The 16,683-nt window shown below is 61.7% G+C and carries 14 protein-coding genes; 11 read left to right on the top strand and 3 right to left on the bottom strand.

What is annotated here, in order from left to right:
- Positions 1-23: 23 nt before the first annotated feature.
- From ilvN to ACFSDX_RS03380, 8 genes are all read left to right on the top strand, one after another.
- A complete protein-coding gene (gene ilvN, locus ACFSDX_RS03415) occupies positions 24-629 on the top strand; it encodes an acetolactate synthase small subunit (protein ID WP_382311775.1) in 606 nt (201 codons plus the stop codon).
- Positions 630-722: 93 nt separating this feature from the next.
- A complete protein-coding gene (ilvC, locus tag ACFSDX_RS03410) occupies positions 723-1,784 on the top strand; it encodes a ketol-acid reductoisomerase (protein WP_382311774.1) in 1,062 nt (353 codons plus the stop codon).
- A gap of 183 nt (positions 1,785-1,967) precedes the next feature.
- A complete protein-coding gene (gene ilvA / locus ACFSDX_RS03405; RefSeq protein WP_382311773.1) occupies positions 1,968-3,242 on the top strand; it encodes a threonine ammonia-lyase IlvA in 1,275 nt (424 codons plus the stop codon).
- A 157-nt stretch (positions 3,243-3,399) separates the two neighbouring features.
- Positions 3,400-4,005, top strand: a complete 606-nt coding sequence (locus tag ACFSDX_RS03400; protein WP_382311772.1) for a sigma-70 family RNA polymerase sigma factor — start codon at positions 3,400-3,402, stop codon at positions 4,003-4,005.
- A gap of 126 nt (positions 4,006-4,131) precedes the next feature.
- The gene (locus tag ACFSDX_RS03395) at positions 4,132-5,187 is read left to right on the top strand and encodes a FecR family protein (protein WP_382311771.1); all 1,056 of its coding nucleotides are present in this window, start codon (positions 4,132-4,134) and stop codon (positions 5,185-5,187) included.
- Between the two features lie 103 nt (positions 5,188-5,290).
- Complete coding sequence (locus ACFSDX_RS03390) at positions 5,291-5,818, top strand: carboxypeptidase regulatory-like domain-containing protein (RefSeq protein ID WP_382311770.1); 528 nt, start codon at positions 5,291-5,293, stop codon at positions 5,816-5,818.
- Positions 5,818-6,150 carry a RagB/SusD family nutrient uptake outer membrane protein gene (locus ACFSDX_RS03385; RefSeq protein WP_382312318.1) on the top strand — a complete coding sequence of 111 codons (333 nt, stop codon included), beginning with the start codon at positions 5,818-5,820 and terminating at the stop codon, positions 6,148-6,150. Before ACFSDX_RS03390 ends, ACFSDX_RS03385 begins: the two co-directional genes overlap by 1 nt.
- 191 nt (positions 6,151-6,341) lie before the next feature.
- On the top strand, positions 6,342-7,247 hold the full coding sequence (locus ACFSDX_RS03380) for a glycerophosphodiester phosphodiesterase family protein (RefSeq protein ID WP_382311769.1): 906 nt from the start codon (positions 6,342-6,344) through the stop codon (positions 7,245-7,247).
- 50 nt (positions 7,248-7,297) lie between these two features.
- Here ACFSDX_RS03380 and ACFSDX_RS03375 read toward each other — a convergent pair whose 3' ends face one another.
- Together ACFSDX_RS03375 and ACFSDX_RS03370 are read right to left on the bottom strand one after the other, a co-directional pair.
- Positions 7,298-8,422, bottom strand: a complete 1,125-nt coding sequence (locus ACFSDX_RS03375; RefSeq protein WP_382311768.1) for a lipase family protein — start codon at positions 8,420-8,422, stop codon at positions 7,298-7,300.
- Between the two features lie 27 nt (positions 8,423-8,449).
- Positions 8,450-10,366 carry a right-handed parallel beta-helix repeat-containing protein gene (locus ACFSDX_RS03370; protein WP_382311767.1) on the bottom strand — a complete coding sequence of 639 codons (1,917 nt, stop codon included), beginning with the start codon at positions 10,364-10,366 and terminating at the stop codon, positions 8,450-8,452.
- 111 nt (positions 10,367-10,477) lie between these two features.
- On the opposite strand from ACFSDX_RS03370, the gene ACFSDX_RS03365 reads away from it, so the two are divergent.
- From ACFSDX_RS03365 to ACFSDX_RS03355, 3 genes are all read left to right on the top strand, one after another.
- Entirely contained in the window at positions 10,478-12,127 is a 1,650-nt protein-coding gene (locus ACFSDX_RS03365) for a CTP synthase (protein WP_382311766.1), read from the top strand.
- A gap of 258 nt (positions 12,128-12,385) precedes the next feature.
- Entirely contained in the window at positions 12,386-14,173 is a 1,788-nt protein-coding gene (gene yidC, locus ACFSDX_RS03360; protein ID WP_382311765.1) for a membrane protein insertase YidC, read from the top strand.
- 152 nt (positions 14,174-14,325) lie between these two features.
- Positions 14,326-14,874, top strand: coding sequence for a DUF6438 domain-containing protein (locus ACFSDX_RS03355; RefSeq protein WP_382311764.1), 549 nt, complete (start codon positions 14,326-14,328; stop codon positions 14,872-14,874).
- 4 nt (positions 14,875-14,878) lie between these two features.
- Here the strand turns inward: ACFSDX_RS03355 and ACFSDX_RS03350 are convergent, their stop codons facing one another.
- Positions 14,879-16,618, bottom strand: a complete 1,740-nt coding sequence (locus ACFSDX_RS03350) for an ABC transporter substrate-binding protein (protein ID WP_382311763.1) — start codon at positions 16,616-16,618, stop codon at positions 14,879-14,881.
- Positions 16,619-16,683: the final 65 nt, after the last annotated feature.

Raw genomic sequence — 16,683 nt, 5'->3', positions numbered from 1 at the left:
AAACGCTTTTAAACCTACTGATTATGAGTCTCGAACCCGCCGACCGCCAGGAATACAACATCACCGCGTACACCGAAAACCAGGTGGGCTTGCTCAACCGCATTGCCATCATTTTCTCGCGCCGCAAAATCAACATTGAGAGCCTCAACGTGTCGCCCTCCGAGATTGAAGGCATCCACCGCTTCAACATCGTAATTGTGGAAACGGAGGACGTGGTGGAGAAGCTCGCCAAGCAAATCGAAAAGCAGGTGGAAGTACTCAAAGTGTACTACAACACCAACGCCGACGTGATTTGGCAGGAAATGGCACTCTACAAAGTACCCACCGACGTGATTGCCGAAAAGGTGCTCGTGGAGCGCCTGCTGCGCGAAAATGGGGCCCGCGCCGTGGTGATTCGTAAGGACTACACGGTGTTTGAAACCACCGGCCACCGCGAGGAAACCGACAACCTGATTAAGGCTTTGCAGCCTTACGGGCTGATTGAGTTTGTGCGCTCGGCGCGCATCGCCATCATCAAGGCGAGCGACGGCTTTCACCACAAGCTGCGCGAGTTTGAGCGCCGCGAGCCGAGCGAAGAAGTGGCTGAGAACGAGTTTTTGAACGACCGCGAGCAGGTTTTTACGATGTAACAAGTTGCGCGGACTCTGTAGTCCGCGACCCAGAACGACACCTTTTTTCAATCAATTCGCGGACTACAAAGTCCGCGCAACACCCCAACCAACATGGCAACCATCAACTTTGGCGGCGTCCCCGAAACCGTAATTACCCGCGACGAATTTCCGCTGCAAAAGGCGCTTGAGTTTCTCAAGGATGACACTATCGCCGTAATCGGCTACGGCGTGCAGGGCCCCGGTCAGGCGCTTAACATGCGCGACAACGGCTTCCACGTCATCGTGGGCCAGCGCGAGGGCACGCCGTCGTGGGAGCGCGCTTTGAAGGATGGCTGGGTGCCGGGCGAGTCGCTGTTTTCGATTGAGGAAGCCGCTGATAAAGGCACTATCATCTGCAACCTGCTGAGCGACGCCGGGCAGATTGCATTGTGGCCAACGCTCCAGAATTACCTCACGCCGGGCAAAACGCTGTACTTCTCGCACGGCTTCGGCATCACGTTCAACGACCAAACCAACATCATCCCGGCCAAGGACATCGACGTGATTTTGGTGGCTCCCAAGGGTAGCGGCACTAGTCTGCGCCGCTTGTTTGTGGCCGGCGGCGGCTTGAACTCGTCGTTCGCAGTGTTTCAGGATGCTACGGGCAAAGCCTGGGAAAAGGCCATTGCCATGGGCATCGGCGTGGGCTCGGGCTACTTGTTCGAGACCGACTTTAAGAAAGAAGTGTACTCCGACCTCACCGGCGAGCGCGGCGTACTGATGGGGGCCCTGGCCGGCATCATTGAGGCTCAGTATCAGGTGCTGCGCCAGCGCGGCCACTCGCCTTCCGAGGCTTTCAACGAAACCGTGGAAGAGCTGACCCAGAGCCTCGTGCCGCTGGTGGGCGAAAACGGTATGGACTGGATGTTTGCCAACTGCTCGGTGACGGCCCAGCGCGGCGCGCTCGACTGGAAAGGCAAATTCCGCGAAGCCACCCTACCCGTACTCAACGACTTGTACGACAGTGTGGCCAGCGGCGAAGAAGCCCGCCGCACTATCGAGCGCGGTAGCACGCCCAACTACCGCGCCGAGCTGGAAGCGGAGTTGAAAGAAGTACGCGAATCAGAGCTGTGGGCCACTGGCGCCACCGTGCGCGAGCTGCGCTCACGCAGCAGCGAGAACGTGGAGGCGTAAGCTGCTGCGCAGATAGTTTTTAGCAACTCGCTCAACATAGCGCCTCACTCCCTAGCCCCCTCTCCGAAAAGGAGAGGGGGGACTAGTTTCTATTTCTAGTCCCTTTGTCGGCTGGCTCCCCTTCTCCTTTTTCGGAGAGAGGGCCGGGGGGTGAGGCGTTACGTTAGCATAGCCCCCTACCCCATGCCCGACCTGCTAGCCCCGGCGGCCACCGCCGTCACCCTAGAAAACGTGGAGGCCGCCGCGCGCCGCCTCAAAGGCGTGATTACCAAGACGCCCCTGATGCAGAACCTGGGGCTTTCGCGCAGCTACGACGCCACTATTCTGCTCAAACGGGAGGATTTGCAGGTGGTGCGCTCGTATAAAATACGGGGGGCTTACAACAAGATTGCCACGCTGCCCCTCACCGTGCCGAGTCGCCAAATCGTGTGCGCCAGCGCTGGCAACCATGCCCAGGGCGTGGCCTACGCCTGCCAGCTGCTGGGCTTGCGGGGCGACATTTTCATGCCCGCCCAAACGCCCGCGCAGAAGGTGGACAAGGTGCGCCTCTTCGGCAAGGATATGGTGACGGTGCACCTCACCGGCCGCACCTTCGACGACTGTTACCACGCGGCGCAGGCGTTTTGCGATGAGCGCGGCAGCACGTTTGTGCATCCGTTTGACGATTTGGCCATTGTGGAAGGCCAAGCCACGGTGGGACTGGAAATCCTGAAAGCGGCCCATGACACGCCGATTGACTATTGCTTTATGCCCATCGGCGGCGGCGGGCTGGCCTCGGGCTTGTCGAGCGTGTTTCGGCAGCTGAGCCCACACACTAAGCTTATCGGGGTGCAGCCCTTAGGGGCGCCCAGCATGCACGACGCCCTGCGCGCCGGGCAGCGACAGGCGCTGGCTAGCCTTGACACCTTCGTGGATGGCGCGGCCGTGAAATGCCCCGGCGAGCTCACATTTGAGATTTGCCAGGCGCTGCTCGATGAAGTGCACCTTGTGCCCGAGGGCCAGGTGTGCGAGGATTTGCTGAAGATGTACAACGAGGAAGGCATGGTGCTGGAGCCCGCGGGCACGCTCGCCATCTCGGCGCTACACGCTTACGCCGACCAGATTCGGGGCAAGACGGTGGTCTGCATCGTGAGTGGCTCCAACAACGACATCACCCGCATGGAGGACATCAAGGAGCGCGCCCAGCGCCACCAGGGCCTCAAGCACTACTTTATGGTGCGCTTCAACCAAGCGCCGGGCGCGCTGCGCCGCTTCGTGAATAATGTGCTGGCTGAAGGTGAGGACATCATTCAGTTTCAGTACATCAAGAAAAATAACAAGGAGAAAGGCCCCGTTTTCATCGGCGTCGAGGTCAAAAACCCGCACGATGTGGAAGGCATCAAGGCCCGCATGACGGAGGAGGGTTTTGGTTTTGAGTACCTGAACGGGCAGCAGGATTTTCTGAGTTTGCTGGTGTGAGCAGAAACCAACCCACCGCATCACAATTTCGTGACCTGCTGGTACCGGGTGGCTTTCGTATCTTTGGGAGCAAGCAACAACCTGTTTTTGGTGAACACATTACCTGGCTTTACCGTCTGCTTTAAGTGGCAGCCGAAGCTTTGCCCAGCAGGAGATTATGGCCGTCATCGACTCCGAAACCGCGCAGCTTACCGCGCTGGCCCTAGGTCAGCGGGCAGCCTTCGAGGCGCTGTATCACCGCTACAAGCAGCCGGTTTTTGCCAACATTCGCAAGATGGTGCCTGACCCCGACGCGGCCGAGGACCTGCTGCAAGAAACGTTTATTGCGCTCTGGGAAAACCGCACGGCCCTCGACCCCGCCAAGGGCGCGGGCGGGTGGCTCTTCGTAGTGAGCTACAATAAGGCCGCTTCCTACCTCAAAAAAAAGCTGCGCGAAGCCGCCATTCTGGAGCTCGAAACTGACCTGGCCGAACTGGCCGTGGCTGATGAGCTGGCCGATGAGGAGCTCTATACCAGCCAGCTAGCCTTAGTAGAAGAGGCCGTACGCCACCTGCCGGCCCGCAAGCAGGCGGTATTTCGGCTGTGCCGCTTCGAGGGCAAGTCGGCCGAGGAAGTAGCCGCCGCTACCGGTATTTCGGTGGCCTCGGTGAAGGATTACCTCAAGCAGTCCACACGCTTTATTCGGGAATATATCCACCTAGGGCACTCGCCTACGCAGGCGTTGGCCGTGGCCGGCCTGCTGGTGTTGCTGGAGTTGCCGTAGGGCGCATACCCGTTTTTTGGACCAGAAAACGGGTTATCAAATCATTAAAAATCAGCGCCTGCGCCTAACGATTTAGCAACGCCCACCGGCATCCCCTTTCGGCACCCCTTCGAGTATTTAAGGGTGATGAGCCAGGACGCGCAGCACCTTATTGAGAAGTTTTGGGATGGCACCGCTACGGCAGCCGACAAGCAGCAGCTCGCCGCGCTGTTCGGCCCCGACGAGGACACCTGGCACGAGCGCCTAGGTCAGGAATTTGCCGCGTACCCGGCTGGCGAGGCCGGCCCGCTCAAGGAAGAACAGTCGGCGCGGGTGTGGGCGCAGCTGCGCCGGCACCTGGCGGCCGAGGCTGCTGCCGCGCCCACACCGCGCCGCGCCGGCTGGCAACGCTGGGCCGTGGCGGCAGCCGTACTGCTGGCCGTGGGGCTCGCCGTGCTACGCTTCGCCTACCGGCCCGCCGCGCCCGCGCCAATAGCGCAAGTTACCCGCCCGGCCGCCCCCACTAGCCCGCTGGTGCGCCGCGCCAATACCGGACGCGCCCCGCTGCGCCTGCCGCTGCCCGATGGCTCGGTGGTGACGTTGCAGCCGGGTAGCGAGGTGGCGTATTACGCGCCGTTTGTCCACAACCGGCGCGACATCAGCCTGCGCGGCGCGGCGCTGTTTGCGGTGGCGAAGGATGCGGCGCATCCGTTCACGGTACTGGCTAATGGGTTTACGACCACGGCCCTAGGCACCAAATTCCGGGTGCAGGCTACTGACAGCCAGCGGGTAAACGTGCGGCTACTGGAAGGCAAAGTGGTGGTGCGCGCCACCCCCGCCAGCCACCTCACCATGCGCGAGCAGTTCCTGAAACCCGGCCAGGAGCTAACCGTGAACGTCCGCACCCGGCAAGTACGCCTGCACACATTCGGGCCGCTGCCCGCGGCACCCAGGCCGCTGGCGGTGGAGGTACCCACCGGCCTCAGTTTCGAGAAAGATGACCTGACCGAAGTGCTGGCCCAGGTGGGCGCCCGCTACCACGTGCGGATGGCCTACGACTCGGCCGACGTGCGCGGCCTTTCTTTTTCGGGTGATTTTGAAGCCGCCGACCCACTGCCCGTGGTGCTGCGGGCCGTGTGCGCCGCCAATAACTTAACCTTTACCCAAACCCCCGGCCTGGTTACCCTGCGCAAGTCACCCTAGTCCGCCTCCCCTACCCTTTCTGGTTTTTCCCGCTTTTAAACGCCCTTTTTGGGGCGAGCGGGCCCGCTTTGCCTTTTTTATCCCCACTTTTTTTACCTGTTAGATGAAACAGCGCTTACGATTTTTGCATAGCTGGCCGGTTGGACTCGTGGCCTGCGGCCTGCTGCTGGCCGAGCCGGCCGTGGCCCAAACGGGCACCCGCCCGGCAGCCCAGTCCACGGCCCGCATGCAGGGCACCGTGCTCGACGACAAGGGCGAGCCGCTGGCCGGCGTCACGGTCCTGCTGCTGGAGGCCGGCGCCACCGGCAACCCGCGCGGCGTGGCCACTGGTGTGGATGGCTTGTTCACTTTCGACAACCTCAAGGCCGGCAGCCGCTACACCATCACGGTGAGCTACGTGAGCTATGAGACGCAGAAAATCAACGACTTCCTCATCAATGCCGGCGACAACAACAGCCTGATGGTACGGCTGAAACCGGAGAATAAGGCCCTCACAGACGTGGTCGTTATTGGCTACGGCTCGCAGTCGAAGGCCAAGGTCACGGGCGTAATTTTGGAGGTGAAGGGCGCCGAGCTGGCGCGCTACAGCGGCAGCAGCTTTGGGTACTGCGCTACGCCGACGTGCTGCTGATGCTAGCCGAAGTGCAGAACGAATTGGCAAACACCACCGACGCCGCGACCAACCTCAACCTCATACGTACCCGCGCCGGCTTGGCGGCCACCACCGCCGCCACCCAAGCTACGCTACGCACCGCCATCGACCTAGAGCGCCGCCTGGAGCTAGTGGGCAAAGGCCACCGCTGGTTTGACTTACAGCGCAGCGGCAACGCCGTGCCTGTGATGAACGCCTACTTCCAAAGCACCGGCACGCTAGTCACGATTGATGCGAATGACCTGCTGCTGCCCATCTCGCAGTCGCAGGTGAATACGGACCCGAGCATTACGCAAAATCCTGGCTATTAAATCTAACGCGACGCCTCACGAGACCCCTATGGGGCCGGCCCCCTCTCCGAAAAGGAGAGGGGGGCATAAGTACCTCCTACGACTGCTTACGTCCGATAGCGGTCGGCTCCCCCTCTCCTTTTCGGAGAGGGGGCCGGGAGGGGGTGAGGCGACACGCCTGACGAGTTTACTTAAATTTTATATTCCCATTCATGAAATCCCTCCTTTCCCTCCTCGCCGCCGGCCTGCTCCTCGCCGGCCCAACCCTGGCCCAGCAGCCGGTGCAGGCCATTATCCGCACCATGAAAGACCCGGCCACTAAGCAGGTAGTCGTGGTGGCGCACCGCGCCGACTGGCGCAGCGAGCCCGAAAATTCCATCCCCGGCATCGAGTCGGCTATTAAGATGGGCGTGGATATGGTCGAAATCGACCTCAAAAAATCGAAGGACGGCGTGCTGATACTGATGCACGACGAAACCCTGAATCGCACTACCACCGGCAAGGGCAAGCCCTCGGATTACACCTGGGCCGAGCTGCAACAGCTGACCCTCAAGAACGAGCACGGCGGCCCCACCCGCCTGCGGATTCCCACGTTCGAGCAGTGCATGCTGGCCGCCAAAGGCCGCGTGATGGTGAACGTGGACAAGGGCTACGACTACTACCAGGAAGCTTACGACGTGTTGGAGAAAACCGGCACCGTCGACCACGCCGTTATCAAGTCCTACGAAACCTACGCTACGGTGAAGGCGGCCCACGGCAACCTGCTCAACAGCAAGCTACTGTACATGCCCATTATTGGTCTGGAAAAGCCAGGCGCGGAGGCCTCCATTCGCGAGTACGAGCAGCAGCTCAAGCCCGTAGCTTACGAGCTGAATTTCGCCAGCGACACCGCCCTCACGCACTCCATCTACCAGACCATCCCGAAAACGGGCTCTAAAATCTGGTTCAACAGCCTCTGGGCCAGCCAGAACGCCGGTCACGACGACGAGCGCAGCGTAGAAGAAAACCAGCCCGCCGACGGCTGGGGCTGGCTGCTGGCCCACGGCGCCACCATCATCCAAACCGACCGCCCGGCCGAGCTGCTGGCCTACCTGCGCGCCCGCCAGTTGCACAAGTAACCCCTAGGCTCTCCCCACAAAAAGCTACCCGGCGCGACTCCTAGGTCCGCTTAGGGTAGCTTTTCGGCTAGGTAGTAGTACGGCTGAAACAGGTGGTGCTGAAATAGCTTGGCCGGGTCATTGGGGTACTTGGTGTAGTAGGCGGCATCGGCGGGCAGCACGATGGTGGGACCTACCCGCACGTAGTTGCTACTGGGGTAGTAGGCGGGCGCCTGGTAGCCGGGCACGCTCTTTTGGAGGGCCTTGCTCACGTAGCCGCCCAGGTAGCGCTGGTAGCGGCGCTGGGCCCGGCGCGAGGGGCCCGCGAGTTGGCGATAGGCGTGGCGCGCCACCAGGTTCTTGGGGAAAGGCTGTTTCTTGATAATAGCCCCTACCCCCACGAACGGGTTAGTGGGGTTGAAGTCGCTGGTAGTCTGCACGGTGAGGGGTACCTCGGGCACCCAGTCGGCGGGGTTCACCACGTTCACGGCCCAGCCACCCTGAGTGGCGCGCTCGTAGTCGTAGGCGTAGTAGAGGTTGCCGGGCTTGGGAGCGGCACTGCAATAGGTTTTGAACCGGATGTCGGCCGGCAGCTGGCCCTGCGCCTGCAAGCTGCGCAGGTGCGAGGTCAGCAAAAACGCGATGGCCCCGCCCTGGCTGTGGCCCATGATGAGGACGTCGCGGGTGCCGCGGCGGTAGCACGAGTCGATTTTGTGGATAATGCCTTCGGCCTGAAATGCCATGCCCAGGAGCCAGCCCGCGTGCACGGCCGCCTGGGGGTTGTCGGCTAGGTGATACTTGAACTTGCGGGTGGGCGAGAGCTGCAGCTCGCCGGTGGCGGGCAGCATGGCCGCGTAGAGGTTTTCGAGCCAGCTCTCCTGGGCCTTGGTGGTGCCCCGCACGCTGATAACGGCCTGCGGCTGGGCGCCGGCTTTGGTCCACAAATCCCAGCGGTTGTCGAGGCCCACCACCGGCGAACGGTAAGCCATGGTGAACTGCCGGGGCCGCGGGATGCCGGCCCAAAGCGCCGAGTCGAGGCTGCCTATGCGGGCGTGCAGGCGCAGCAGCTCTAGGTACTCGGCCTTGTCGAAGCCGGGTTTGAGCGCCTGGGCACGCGTGCTGCTGCTGGCGCTGGCCAGCAGCAGCACGCAGCCTAAGAACGTGCGCGCGAGTGGACCCCCGAGGAAGGCAGACACGCGTTGAAAAAACCTGTGTTTCATTCGTCAGTCAGTAGTGGCCTGAGAATAAGCTTCCTGGAGCGCTGGATGTTTACCCAGCACGGCGCCCGGCGCTACCCGCAGCTGGCCCCGGCCGGCAGTTTTGACGCTGGCCTGCGGGTCTTGAAAAAAGTAGGCCCCGTCCTCGATTATTAGCTCGCCCGCGATAGTGACTTTGGTGTGCGGCTGGATTTCCAAGGCGCCGCCTTTTTTAATGAACAGCTGCGCCCCGGGGCCGATGTACAGCTCAGGCTCTTTGCCAGGCGCTTCGTTCAAGATTAGAATATTATCCAGGCCGACTTCTACGCTCGTGGCCTTGCGCCCCGCGGCCTGCCCAATCGCCAGCCCATTCGGCAACAAGTAGCGGCAGCCCGGCGCCAGCAGCCGGAGCTGTCCGCCGGGCTGCACCAGCACGGAGCCCGTTGTTTCAGGCGTGCCGAGTATAAAATTGGTGGGTGCGGGCATGGCGCGGTGCGGCCCGCTCGCCACGGTGGTAGTGCCGCTGAAAATAACGGTTGCCAACAAGTTATCAACACCTAGGGATGGCTCGGCCTGGTCGAGCACGAAGGTGCAGCCGTGCAGCCGGAAGGTGCTGGCCGAATCAGACGCGGCCGCCACGGCGTACAGCAGGCCGTTGCGGGTGCCCACAAAGCGGCAGTTGGTGAAGCGCATGGCTCGCGCTTCGCGGTTGGAGTACACTAAGTGCTGCCCGTAGGCGGGCTGGCCGCGGTAGGGCCGGTCCTCGAAGGTACAGCCCACGAAACGCGTAGGCAGGGCACCTAGGGCGCTGCCCGTGATGAAGGCGCCGTAGATACGGCAGTTTTCGAACAGAATATTGGGCTGCCGCACCCAGGCCGACCAGTTGCTGACGCCCCAGAGCAAGCAGTCGCGCAGCACAATGTTTTTGGTGGTGGGCGGGCCATTGCCGTAGCGGTCCGACACGAGGCCCTGGCCGGCGTTGTCCACGAAGCGGCAGCGTTCGAGGCGCACGTTGGCGGCGTAGCCGCCCTCGGGCTCGATGTCGACGCCCGCGCCGGGGTTGGAGTACAGCGGCCGACCTAGGGCTGGAATAACGACCCGCCCGGTGTGGCTAAAGCTGCAATTGACGGCCCGCAGCCCATTGGCCCCCGTGATGGACAAGCCCTGCCGGCCGTTGTAGTCGAAGCACGAGTTTTCGAGCAGAATCTCTTCCTGCGCGGGGTCGTCCACGCTCTTAGCCAGGTGGTTGAGCACTTGAATGCCATCGCGGCCAAAGTGGTGCACCGCCAGCTTACTGAGCCGCACGCGGCGCGAGTCGCTGACGAAAACCCCGTCGAACGACAGCTGAATGCCGGTGTCGCCCCAGTGCCCACCCACCAGCAGGTGTGCGCTGTTGCCGTTGAGGGTGAGGTTGGCCACCTGCACGTTGTCGCAGCCTTGCAGCACCAGCGCCGTGCCGCCGCCCACGCCCCAACTCCAATCGGTGAAGAACGCCTTGGGCGACTCGTACACCGCGTGGGTGGCGGGGTCAAAGGCGCCGTAGCGCAGGCTGTCGGCGTAGCGAATTTCGGTGGTGGCGCTGTCGGCCCCCAGGATACTCAGGTTGCGGCAGTTGACAAAGGCCATTAGGTTACCTAGGCTGCCGGGGCCGGGCTGGCCCACCCGGTACACCCCGGCCGGCAGGTGCAGCACGGCGCGCCCGGCCCCGGCCGGCGTTTTGGCGCGCTGATTGAAGAAATCGGCGGCTTTGGCAAACGCGGCCTGGTCGTTGGTGCGGCCGTCGCCCAGGGCGCCAAAATCTTTTTTCAGGTCTTTGTGCAGGGTAGCCTGGGCCGTGGCGCACAGCGTAGCTCCGAGCACCAGCCAGCCGCTCATCAGTAGCATAAGCCACTGATGGCCAATCAGCCAGCTTACCGCGTATTTATTCATTGAATTTGGCAGCATATTCCTTATACAAGTAGTGGCGGCAAGACTGCTTCCGGTAAAAATAGCCTACCCCGCCACACCACCCGGCGGCGGCACAGCCCGTCCTAGCCCGTAACTTTGGCCCCCGTCATGCCCGAACGCTCCTCCCCCCCTGCTGCGTCGGCCGCGAAGTATATCTTCGTCACCGGCGGTGTCACCTCCTCACTCGGCAAAGGAATTATTTCCGCCTCCCTGGCTAAGCTTTTGCAAGCCAGAGGCTTCCGAGTTACGATTCAGAAATTCGACCCCTACATTAACATCGACCCCGGCACGCTGAACCCGTATGAGCACGGCGAATGCTACGTGACCGACGACGGCGCCGAGACCGACCTCGACCTGGGCCACTACGAGCGCTTCCTGAACACGCCGACCTCGCAGGCCAACAACGTTACCACCGGCCGCATCTACGATACGGTTATTCGCCGCGAGCGCGAAGGCGCTTTCCTAGGTAAGACGGTGCAGGTGGTGCCCCATATCACCGACGAAATCAAGCGGCGGATGCTGCTGCTGGGCCAGGATGACAAGTTCGACGTGGTTATCACCGAAATCGGCGGCTGCATCGGCGACATCGAAAGCCTGCCCTTCGTGGAGGCCGTGCGCCAGCTGCGCTGGGAGCTGCCGCCCCACGACTCGCTCGTGATTCACCTCACGCTGCTGCCCTACCTGGCGGCGGCCGGCGAGCTCAAAACCAAGCCCACCCAGCACTCGGTGCGCGACTTGCGCGAGGCGGGCTTGCAGCCCGACATCCTGGTCTGCCGCTCCGAGCACCCGATTCCGGCCGAGATGCGGCGCAAGATTGCGCTGTTTTGCAACGTTAAAATCAACTCCGTAATCGAGAGCCTCGACGCCGACACCATCTACTCGGTGCCGCTCATGATGCTGAAGGAGGAGCTCGACGCCCGCGTCATTAGCAAGCTGCGCATGAACGGCGGCCACGCGCCCGACCTGGAGGAGTGGAAGGAATTCCTAGGTCGCCTCAAGAACCCGACCGAGGAAGTAACCATCGCGCTGGTGGGCAAGTACGTGGAGCTGCCCGATGCGTACAAGTCTATCATCGAGTCGTTTATCCACGCCGGCGCCACCAACGAGTGCAAGGTGCGGGTGCGCAGCATCCAGAGCGAGCACCTGACGCCCGAAAACGCCGTGCAGCAGCTCGAAGGCGTAGATGGCGTGCTGGTGGCCCCCGGCTTTGGCGAGCGCGGGTTCGAGGGCAAGGTGGCCGCGGTGCGCTACGTGCGCGAAAACAACATCCCGTTCTTCGGCATTTGTTTGGGCATGCAGGTGGCCGTGGTGGAGTACGCCCGCAACGTGCTGGGCCTGCCCGAAGCCAGCTCGACCGAGATGAACCCCAACACGCCCGACCCGGTTATCGCTCTCATGGCCGACCAGAAGGACATCACCCAGAAGGGCGGCACCATGCGCCTCGGCGCCTACACCTGCGAGCTCAAGCGCGGCTCGCGGGCGGCGAAGGCCTACGGCCGCAACACCATCAGCGAGCGCCACCGCCACCGCTTCGAGTTCAACAACGAGTACCTAGGGCGCTTCGAGGAGGCCGGTATGTCGGCCTCGGGTATCAACCCCGACACCGGCCTGGTGGAAGTGATTGAGCTACCCAAAACCGTGCATCCGTGGTTTATGGGCGGGCAGTTTCACCCCGAGCTCAAGAGCACCGTGGAAAACCCGCACCCGCTGTTCGTGCGGTTTGTGAAGGCCGCCATTCAGTATAAGAAGGGGCTGTAAAGCCTCCGGTGTCGTCACTCGTTTGTCATTGCGAGGAGGAACGACGAAGCAATCGCACCTAGGAAGAACCCGAGTGGCTCATTCTGCTATGATTGCTTCGTCGTTCCTTCTCGCAATGACAGTTTTATTGCAAACAGTAGACAACAGTTTGTAATAATTATGCCAACAACGCGAACTACTCGCTGCGCTCGTTCGCGGACTCGCAGAGTCCACGCTACATGCGCCGTACCTTTGCCCCTCGTATTCTTTTTATTGTAAATGGACCGCTCCCAAGCAACTGGCCTTTTTTTAATTTCGGCCCTGCTCCTGGTTTACCTGTTTTTCTTCTCGCCCAAGGATAAGGTCGAGCCAGCTAAAACCCAGGCTACTACCTCCACCGCTGCCAAAGCTGCGGCCCCCGCGCCCGGCGTAGCGCCCGTGCCACAGCTCGACTCGGCCGCTGGCCCAGCGCGCAACATTGAGCTGAAGAACCCCGAGCTTACGCTCACCTTCTCGACCCAGGGCGGCCGCGTGGCCGCCGTGCGCCTCAACAAGTACAAGACGTTCTTCGGCAAGCCGCTCGACTTGTTCGATGCGCAGAGCGCTCGCTACAATACCAAATTTCGCACTCTTAGTGGCCAAACGATTGATTTTGCCGGGCTGAATTTTATGGCCGGCGACCCCTCGCCCACCGCCGATGGCGGCCAGCAGCTGGCCTTCACGGCGCCCGTGGGCGGCGGCACCATCACCCAGACTTACACCGTGCCTAAGTCGGGCTACGAGGTGAAGTACAACCTGAAGCTGAACGGCGTGGCCGTGGCCCAGGAGCCGCTGCAATGGAGCTTCGTGGACAACGTGCGCCAGACCGAGCAGGACCTGAAGCAGAACCGCAACCACACCACCATTAACCACTACCTGGCCACCGACGACCACGGCGCCCTGGCCGAAGCCAGCGAGAAGCCTGAGGAAGTGAAAATCGCGACGCCCATCAAGTGGGCCGCCGACAAGCACGATTTCTTCGTGGCCGGCCTCATCGCCGATTCGCAGCCCTTCGCCAGTGGCCAATTCAACGCCACGGTGAACATGGCCGACTCGACCTTCATCAAGACGCTGAGCACTAACCTGGCTTTGCCCGTGGCCGACGTGACGAGCGCCGCCGGCGGCCAATACCGCTTCTTTTTCGGCCCCAACCAGTTTAACCTGCTCAAGAGCGTGGCGCCGGGCTTCGACCGCAACGTGTACCTGGGCTGGGGCTTGTTCCGGTGGGTAAACCGCTTCGTGGTGCTGCCGGTGTTCAACTTCCTGGAGCAGTATATCACCTCCTACGGCGTTATTATCCTGCTGCTGGTAGTGCTTATTAAGCTTGTAACGTGGCCCTTGACCTACAAGACCTACGAGAGCCAGGCCCGCATGAAAGTGCTGAAGCCCGAGCTCGACGAGATTAAGGCCAAGCACGGCGACGACCAGGTGAAGACCCAGCAGGAGACCATGAAGCTGTACACGCAGTTTGGGGTGTCGCCGCTCAGCGGCTGCGTGCCCACGCTGCTCACGCTGCCGATTCTGTTCGCCATGTTCCAGTTCTTCCCTAACGCGATTGAGCTGCGCCAGCAGCCCTTCCTGTGGGCCAGCGACCTGAGCACCTACGACAACCCGATTCTGCTGCCCTTCACGCTGCCCTTCCTAGGTAGCCACATCAGCATTTTCACGGTCCTGATGACGATTTCGACGCTCTTCATGACCTACCAGAGCAACCAGATGAACACCGCGGCCATGCAGGGCCCGATGAAGTTCTACAGCTACCTCATGCCGCTGATTTTCTTCTTCGTGCTGAATAGCTTCGCTTCGGGCTTGACCTGGTACTATCTGGTTTCCAACCTCGTAACCCTAGGCCAGCAAGCGCTCACCCGCTCGTTCGTGAACGACGATAAAATCCGGGCCCAGCTCGAAGCCAACAAAGTCAAGAACAAAGACAAGAAGCCTGGCGGCTTCCAGGCCCGCCTAGCCGAAGCTATGAAAACCGCCCAGGAGCGCGAGTCCCAGGCCAAGAAACCCGGCAAGACGTCGTAACACTTTTCGGCTTTAGTTATAAGAGGCCCGCCGCGCATTGCGTGGCGGGCCTTTTTCTTTTAATGGCTGATTGAAGCTGAGTAGCGTGTTCGAGTCAGCCAGCTGGCTACCTAGGGTGCATCAGTTGGCGCGGTTTTCGAGTATCACATACCATGACCTTCCCGACCAGCATCCTCGCCCGCGCTTGTGGCCTACTTACCCTAGGTGCCTTTTTGCCTGCCTGCGCCCAGCACGTGGCTGCTCCGGCCGCGGCCACTCCCGCCAGCGGCGCGGTTCACAAGCCCCGTCCGGTTTCGACTATCCCCATCAATACTGCGCCCAACGACACCGTACTGGTGTTTCAGCGCACGCCTTGCCACGGCACTTGCCCTATCTACACGGCCACCATTTTTCGCAATGGCAAGGTGGCTTACGAAGGCGAACGCTTTGTACCCCGCACGGGCCAACATGCCCTAGCCCTCGACCCAGCTACCGTCACGGCCATGCTGGCCGAAGCCCGGCGCATCAACTTCAATGGGTTCGCCCCTAGCTACTCGGCCAATGTCAGCGACTTACCCAGCACCATTATCACGGTGTACCAGCCGGGCCAGCCGCGCCACAAAGTGACTGCCGAAGCCAACATTCCGGCGCCTTTGCAGCAGTACATCGCCTACCTGAGAGACAAAATCGACCCACTGGCGGGGCTGAGTCCGCAGAAATAGCGCTCTACTCTTTGCGCACGCGCTCCAGCAGCAGCTGGTTCATGGGGTTGGCCGTGAGGCCACGCACATTGTTCTGCGTCAAGCGGATAACCTCATCGTAGTATAAACTAATGACTGGGCTTTCGGCCACGATAAGGCGGTCCATCGCTTGGTAGAGAGCCGTGCGGCGGGCGGCGTCCTGCTCGCGGCGGGCCTGGTTGTAGAGCGCATCGTAGGCCGCCGACTTAAAGTGGGTCTTATCGGGTCCGCCAGGGCTGAAATTGGGGCTGTAGAAGAGCGAGAGGTAGTTCTCGGCATCGGGGTAGTCGCCCAGCCAGCTTTTGCTGAAGAAGGCGGCCCGACCGTTATCCACCAGCTCCTGCTGGGTAGCGGCCTGGTTGATGTCGATTTGGACCTGCACGCCCACGTCGGCCCAGTTTTTTTGGAGGTACTCGGCCACGGCTTTGCGCTCGGCCACGGTGCTCAGGCGCAGGCGCAAGGTTCGGCCGGGGCCGTAGCCCGCTGCCGCTAGCAGCTGCCGCGCTCGCTGCGGCTCGTAGGTGTAGCCGGGCACTTTGGTGGGCGAAAACGACGGCAGCGCGGCCGGCACAAAGCCCGAATTGCCCGGTACGCCCACGTGGTTGAGCACGTAGGCCAGTAGCTCGGGCTTGTTGATGGCGTAGTTGAGGGCTTGGCGCACGCGGCGGTCGCGCAGGGCGCGGCCCTGGGCCGCCTGCTCGCCAGTAAGGTTGACCGAGTCGAGCTGAAACCCTAGGTACTCGGTGTTGAGGTAGGGCGCCTTTTGCACCGTAAACCGCCCTTTAAAGTCGGCACGCACGGTGCCATCGGTGTTCATCACGAGGTCGCGCGAGCCCTCGCGGATGCCGCTCAAGAAGTCCAGCTTGCCTTGTAGAAAGGTCAGAAACTCGGTTTTGCGGTCGGCAATGAAGCTGATTTGCACCACGTCGAGGTAAGGTAGCGGCTGGCCCTTGGCATCGCGCCGCCAGTAGCTGGGGTTGCGGTGCAGCAGCAGCACGTTGCCCGTATCCCAGAGCTTGAAGCGAAACGGCCCCGTGCCCACCGGGTGCTCGCGGAAGTCCTTGCCGTATTTCTCCACCGCCTCGTGGGGCACCACAAAGGCGTAGGGCATCGTCAGGATGCTCAGAAAAGGAATAAATGGCTCCTTGAGGTGGATGCGCAGCGTCGAGTCATTCACGGCCACGAAGCACGTATCGCTGATATTGCCTTTGCTGTCTTCCAGCACTTTGCCTCGAAATATCCAGCCGCCCGGCGAGGCGGTTTTGGCGTCGAGCAGGCGCTTAAAGCTGTACACGAAGTCGGCGGCCTTTACAGAACGGGTAGCAACCGGAACCGAGAGGTTATTAGCTGCATTCCTACTTGCATCAAGTTCGGGATGCAGGTCAGTTTCAGAAACTGGGAAAAGCTCCTGGCTCTCATGAAAACACACCCCTTGCCGCAGCCAAAACGTGTACGTCTTGCCATCGGGCGAAATCTCGTACCGCCGCGCCAGCGCTGGGGCCGGCTGCAAAGTCGAGTCCAGCTCCAGCAGCCCGTTGTAGAGCTGCGACACGGCCCAGATGTTGGCCTGGTTGCGGGTGAAGGCCGGGTCGAGCGAGGTCAGTGCCTCGGGCTGGTTGTAGCGAAACACACGCCGCTCGTCGGCCGCCGACCTAGGGGCCTCGCCGCAGGCGGCCAGCAGCCCCGCCACCAGCGCCAGCCCTACCCAAATCAAACCGCGGCGCATTCGCAAATCGTGTAGAAACATCTATTTAGGGTGTCGGTTGCAAAGGTAGGTGCCGCGTTGGCCCG

The sequence above is a fragment of the Hymenobacter bucti genome (assembly GCF_042681145.1).
Lineage (GTDB): Bacteria > Bacteroidota > Bacteroidia > Cytophagales > Hymenobacteraceae > Hymenobacter > Hymenobacter bucti.
Note: the sequence above shows the minus strand (reverse complement) of the source record. Positions and strands in the feature narration are given on the sequence as shown.